Raw genomic sequence first — 6105 nt, 5'->3', positions numbered from 1 at the left:
GCCGCCCGCGACCGCGCGCGGTCGCGCGGGCGGCCGCCCGCTCGGCGTTCTTGGCCTTTGCCGCATCGTCCATCAACTCGTACCACATCGCGTTGAGCACCGCGAAGGCGGCGGCCAGCGGCAGGCCGAGCATCCATGCGAAATACCACATAGGATCATCTCCAGATTAGTAGGCGTGGCCCTTGCCATCGCGGATGCCCTCTTCGTCGACCTTGCCCCACAGGACCCGGTAGACCCAGCTCGTATAGGCGACGATGAGAGGCACGAAGATCCCCGTCACCACGAGCATGATGAACAGGGTCAGGTGGCTCGAAGACGCATCCCAGACCGTCAGGCTGGACTGCGGATCGATCGAGGACGGCAGGATGAAGGGGAACATGGCCAGGCCGACGGTCGAGATGACGCCGAGGATCGAGACGGCGCTCGACAGCACGGTCAGCACCTCGCGCCGGCTCCGCAGGAGCAGGAAAGCGAGCGCAGCGCCGGCAAAGCCCAGCACGGGCGCGAGCATCGTCCACGGCTGGGCCGCATAGTTCGCGAACCAGGCGCCGCCCGCCTGCTCGACGGACTTCGCCAGCGGGTTGGAGGGTGCGCCGGCGGCGATCTCGCTGGTGAGCCGGTAGCCGTCGATCCCCGCCCACAGCCACAGGCCGCCGAGCGCGAAGAGAGCGATGGTGGCAAGTGCCGCCACGGCGCCATAGGAGCGGGCCCGGTCGGCGACGGCACCGCTGGTCTTCAACTGCAGCCATGCGGCGCCGTGCATGACGAGCATGGCCACCGACAGCAATCCGCACAGGAGGGCGAAGGGGTTGAGCAATTCCAGCAGCGTCGTGCCTTCGTAGAAGATGCGCAGGTCCGAATCGAGGCGGAACGGCACGCCCTGCAGGACGTTGCCGACGGCGACGCCGAAGATCAGCGCCGGCACGAAGCCGCCGATGAACAACGCCCAGTCCCAGGCGCTGCGCCAGGTCGTGCTGTCGCGCTTGGAGCGGTACTTGAAGCCGACCGGCCGCAGGATCAGGGCGAAGAGGATGGCGAACATGGCCAGGTAGAAGCCGGAGAAGGACACCGCATAGAGCGGCGGCCAGGCCGCGAAGATGGCGCCGCCGCCGAGGATCAGCCAGACCTGGTTGCCTTCCCAGACCGGGCCGACCGCGTTGATGACGACGCGCCGCTCGGTGTCCGTCCTGGCGACGAAGGGCAGCAGGGCGCCGGTGCCGAGATCGAAGCCGTCGGTCACGGCAAAGCCGATCAGGAGCACGCCGAGCAGCAGCCACCAGATGAGGCGAAGCGTATCGTAGTCGATGAGAGTGTGCAGGATCATGGCGATTACTCCGCTGGAGCGAGGGCGTCGGGTGTCAGTTCGGCCTCCGGCGCGTCGTCCGGTTCGGGCCCGGCGCCGATGGCGCGCAGCATCAGCGACATCTCGATGACGAACAGCACGGTGTAGATCAGCGAGAAGCCGATGATCGTCATCAGCACCGTCGAGGCACCGAGGTTCGAGACCGCCGCCGCCGTCGGCAGCACGCCTTCGATGATCCACGGCTGCCGGCCGAACTCGGCGACGATCCAGCCGCATTCGGCGGCGATCCACGGCAGCGGCGTGGCATACACCGCGATGCGCAGGAGCGCGGGATAGCGGTCGAGCTGATGGCGGGCCGACAGATAGAAGAACACGGCCGTCAGGAGGATGAAGAAGAAGCCGAGGCCGACCATGATGCGGAAGGTCCAGAACAGCGTCGGCACGTTCGGCACCGTGTCCCAGGCCGCCTCGTCGATCTGGGCATCCGTCGCCTCGCGCGGATCGTCGACATATGGCTTGAGCAGCAGCGCATAGCCGAGATCGGCGCCATTCTCCTCGAAAGCGGCGCGAACGTCGTCGGGAATGGCGGCGTCGCTGCCGGCCGCGCGGATCTTCTGCAGGGCGTCATAAGCGACGATGCCATCCCTGATGCGGGTCCTGGCGTGGTCGACGAGCTCCTCGATGCCGGGAATGACCGTGGTCAGGGAGCGCGTTCCGATCAGGCCCATCACCCAGGGGATGCGGACGGCATAGTGGGTCGTGCGCGCCTCCTGGTCGGGAAAGCCGAAGGCGGTGAAGGCGGCCGGCGCGGGCTCGGTCTCCCACATCGCCTCGATGGAGGCGAGCTTCATCTTCTGGTGTTCGGTCGACAGATAGCCGCTCTCGTCGCCGAGCACGACCACCGAGAGCGATGCGGCAAGGCCGAACGAGGCGGCGACCGTCATCGAGCGCTTGGCGAGTTCCAGGTGACGGCCCTTCAGCACGTACCAGGCGGAGACGCCGAGAACGAAGATCGCGGCGGTGACGTAGCCGGCCGAAACGGTGTGGACGAATTTCGCCTGCGCCACCGGGTTCATCAGCACGGCATAGAAATCCGCCACCTCCATGCGCATCGTCTGCGGGTTGAATGCCGATCCCACCGGGTTCTGCATCCAGCCATTGGCGATGAGGATCCACAGGGCGGAGAAGTTCGAGCCGATCGCCACGGCCCAGGTCGCGGCCAGGTGGCCGAGCTTCGACAGCTTGTCCCATCCAAAGAAGAACAGACCGACGAAGGTCGCCTCGAGGAAGAAGGCCATCAGCCCCTCGATGGCGAGCGGTGCGCCGAAGATGTCGCCGACATAGTGGCTGTAGTAGCTCCAGTTCATCCCGAACTGGAACTCCATGACGATGCCCGTGGCGACGCCCAGCACGAAGTTGATGCCGAACAGGGTGCCCCAGAACTTGGTCATCTGCCGCCAGATGGTGCGGCCGGTCATCACATAGACCGTCTCCATGATGGCGAGGAGGATGGACAGGCCCAGCGTCAGGGGCACGAACAAGAAGTGGTAAAGTGCGGTGATCGCGAATTGCAGGCGCGACAGGGCTACGATGTCGAGTTCCATGATTTCACCGGCTTTCCGGCCTCCTTTGCGAACAATATCCGGCTCAGTCCGGTCTGAGACCGTCGAGCATGATTTCGTATTCGGCGCTGCCCCTGCCTGCCTCGGCCACGATGCGGCCGCTCTCCATCAGGAGGATGCGGTCCGCTCCCTCGGCCTCGCGGCGGATGTGGGTGGCAATCAGCATGGTCTTGCCGGAAGCGTGCTTTTCAACCCGCGCGATCACGTCACGCGCCGTCTCTCCGTCGAGGCCCTCGGTCGCCTCGTCGAGCAGCCACACGGCGCGGCCCTGCAGGAGAAGGCGGGCGAGCGCCAGCCGGCGGGCCTGGCCCGCCGAAAGCCCGATGCCTCCTTCGCCCAGAACGGCATCGATACCACCGTGCCGGTTGGCGGCGAGTCCCCCGAGCCCGGCAGCCTCCAGCGCGGCGGCGATCTCGACATCCGTCGCCTCGGGCCCGGCAAGCTGCAGATTGCCGCGCAGCGTGTCGTGGAACAGCTCCGTGCGCTGGGTGAACAGCGTCGCGCGGCGCGTCTGCAACAGGCCGCCCCGTATCGGCAATTCGCCGGCGACGGCCGCAAGGAGCGACGACTTGCCGGCGCCGCTGGCGCCGATCAGCGCAACCCGCTCGCCCTCGCCGACGACAAGCGAGACGGCGTCGAGCGCCGGAGCCCCGGCTCCCGGGTACGCCGCGGTCACGCGGTCGAGCCTCACCGCCGTTCCCGCCTCGGGGGCGTTGCGCCCGGGTTCCTGCCGTTCGGTGCGCGCCAGCCGCGGGCCGATCCGCCGGATCGCGAGCATGGTCCTGCCGAGTTCGGTGGCGCCGCGCCGCAGCCCGGTGAAGGGTTCGATCGCGGTCAGGCCGACCAGCAGGGCGAAGGCAGCCACCGGCGCGTCGATCGCACCGCGTTCGGCAAGAAGCGCCACGGTGAGGAGAATGCCCGAGAGCAGGGCGGCGCTGGCGATGCCGAAGCCGGCGTTGACGGCCGTCTCCGTCCTGTTGAGCGCGTCGTCGGCGGCCGAAAGCCGAGCTTCGGCGTCGCCGATAGCCCGTCTCTGCGCGCCGATCCGGTTTGCCATCGCCAGGTCCGTCTGGCCGCGGACGAGATCGATCACCCGCGAGCGCAGCGCCTCGAGGGCGTGGGCGCGGCGGCGGGCCGATTTTTCGGCGCGCCGGGCGGCGAGCGCCGGAAGGCCGAAACCCGTCGCCAGCAGCGCCAACCCCACCCCGATGCCGAGCGCCGGGCTGATGAAGCCGAGCGCCAGCGCCGCCAGGAGCGCGGCGCCGGCGGCCGACAGCGCTGGCACGATGAGGCGCAGATACACCGCGTCCAGCGCGTCGATGTCGAGGGTGAGGCGGAACAGGAGCTGCGCGGGGCGCATCGTCATCGCGCGCGCCGCATCGGCGCGTGCCCAGCCCCGGAAGAGCTTTTCGCGCAGCGCGGCCAGCACCTCGAGCGTCGCATCATGGGTCACGAGGCGCTCGCCGTAGCGCGAGGCGGTGCGCGCCAGGGCCAGGAAACGGATGCCTGCCGAGGGTGCGAAGACGTCGAAGGCGAGAGCGGTCGCGACCGACAGCCCGGCAATCGCGGTCGCGGTGATGAACCAGCCCGACAGGCCGAGCAGGGCGATGCCGGCCAGCACGGTGATGAGGGAGAGGGCGGCGCCGGCCAGCAACCTGCTGCGGTTGCCGGACCAGAACAGCGCCGCCACGGCGCGCAGATGGCTGCCCCGGGTCATGGCCGCCCTCCACATCGCGCCGGCGGCTGCAGTGTCACCACCCGGTCCATGCGCGCGGCCAGCAGCGGGTCGTGCGTGGCGACCACCAGCGTGCGGCCAGCGGCGATGGCAAGCAGCATCCCGGTGATCTCGCCGGCGGTTTTCCGGTCGAGATGGGCGGTCGGTTCGTCGGCCAGGATGATGCCCGCATCGGGCGTCGCGGCGGCCCGTGCGAGCGCCAGGCGGAGCGCCTCGCCGCCCGAAAGCCCGATCCCGCTTTCGCCGATCGCGGCCGCTCCCCGCACCGCTGCAATCCTATCCAGCCGTGCTGCCCTCAGAGCGGCGGCGACTTCCTGCCTGCCGATGCCCGGGCGTCCGAGCCGGACATTGCTTGCCAGCGTTCCGGCGAAGATGTGTGGATCCTGCGACACCCAGGCGATCCGGGCGCGCATCTCGGCCGTGTTGGGGCCCTGCATCGGCTGTCCGCCGATGCGGATGGAGCCGGCCTCGGCCGCGGCAAGGCCGGCGATCAGGGCGAGCAAAGTCGATTTGCCGCCGCCGCTCGGCGCCATCACGGCAATCCGCTCGCCGGGCTGCAGGTTGAGGCAGAACCCGTCGAACACGGGGGGTGCCGCCTGCGCGTGGCGGAACCGCAGATCCCGGACCTCGAGCGAAAGCGCGCCGGCGGTTCCTGTCTGCGGAGCGCGGTCGTCCAGGGCACCCGGCATCCGCGCACCGGTGGCCGGGAGCCTTTCGAGGACCGCAAGTGCGGCCTGCCCGGCTGCGCGATCGTGCCAGACGGTCGAAAGTTCGCGCAAGGGCTCGAAGAAGGCCGGCGCGAGGAGCAGGATGAACAGACCCTCGCCGAGCGACAGCTTTCCGCCCCAGGCGCCGAAGTTCAGATTGCCGAGCAGGTGAAAGCCGACATAGACCGCCACCATGGCGACGCCGAGCGCGGCGAAGAGTTCCAGCACCGCCGAAGACAGGAAGGCGATCCGCAGGACGGCCATGGTGCGGCTGCGCAGGTCCTCCGCGTTCGCGCGCAGCCGGCCAGCGGTCCGGTCGACGGCGTCGAAGGCGCGGATGGTGGTCAGGCCGCGCAGGCGGTCGAGGAGGAAGGCGTTCATGCTGCCCATCTCGGCCATCTGCCTTTCGCTGGCCTCCTTCGCCTTCCAGCCGACAAGCGCCATGAACAACGGGATCAGCGGTGCGGCGGCGAGCAGGATCAACGCCGCCGACCAGGACAATGCCAGCACGCACAGGAGAATCATCGCCGGGACGATCGCGGCCTTGAGCCGGGCCGGCCCGAAGCGCGCCAGGTAGGGCACCACCGTCTCCGCTTGCTCGGCCAGGGCGCTGGCGGCGAAGCCCGACGAGGGGCGGGCGGCATCGAGCGGCGAGGCGGCGGCGATGGCGTCGACCGCTTCCCGGCGCAATGCGCCGAGCTTGCGCCGCGCTTCGCGGAACGCCAGGCGCGTGCCGGC

Annotated in this window: 4 protein-coding genes and 1 pseudogene; all 5 read right to left on the bottom strand. The window is 69.3% G+C overall.

The annotated features are described in order from the left end of the window. Positions 1–40: 40 nt before the first annotated feature. Positions 41–151: pseudogene (cydX, locus tag NUU27_RS24615) on the bottom strand (cytochrome bd-I oxidase subunit CydX); the annotation flags it as partial. A 15-nt stretch (positions 152–166) separates the two neighbouring features. Continuing rightward, complete coding sequence (gene cydB, locus NUU27_RS24610) at positions 167–1324, bottom strand: cytochrome d ubiquinol oxidase subunit II (protein ID WP_257764938.1); 1158 nt, start codon at positions 1322–1324, stop codon at positions 167–169. 5 nt (positions 1325–1329) lie between these two features. Continuing rightward, the gene (locus tag NUU27_RS24605) at positions 1330–2907 is read right to left on the bottom strand and encodes a cytochrome ubiquinol oxidase subunit I (protein WP_257764937.1); all 1578 of its coding nucleotides are present in this window, start codon (positions 2905–2907) and stop codon (positions 1330–1332) included. A gap of 43 nt (positions 2908–2950) precedes the next feature. Further along, positions 2951–4642, bottom strand: a complete 1692-nt coding sequence (locus NUU27_RS24600) for an amino acid ABC transporter ATP-binding/permease protein (RefSeq protein ID WP_257764936.1) — start codon at positions 4640–4642, stop codon at positions 2951–2953. Beyond that, positions 4639–6105 (bottom strand): thiol reductant ABC exporter subunit CydD (cydD, locus tag NUU27_RS24595; RefSeq protein ID WP_257764935.1); only part of this gene is annotated, 1467 nt, incomplete at its 5' end. The genes NUU27_RS24600 and cydD, both read right to left, overlap by 4 nt.

It is taken from the genome of Nitratireductor sp. ZSWI3 (assembly GCF_024655565.1).
In the GTDB taxonomy this organism is placed as follows: domain Bacteria; phylum Pseudomonadota; class Alphaproteobacteria; order Rhizobiales; family Rhizobiaceae; genus Nitratireductor.
The sequence above is the reverse complement of the archived record's forward strand: the minus strand, read 5'-3'. Positions and strand labels throughout refer to the sequence as shown.

Coding starts and splice junctions, on each gene's coding strand:
- cydB (WP_257764938.1), bottom strand. CDS start 1,324: ATGATCCTGCACACTCTCATCGACTACGATACGCTTCGCCTCATCTGG.
- NUU27_RS24605 (WP_257764937.1), bottom strand. CDS start 2,907: ATGGAACTCGACATCGTAGCCCTGTCGCGCCTGCAATTCGCGATCACC.
- NUU27_RS24600 (WP_257764936.1), bottom strand. CDS start 4,642: ATGACCCGGGGCAGCCATCTGCGCGCCGTGGCGGCGCTGTTCTGGTCC.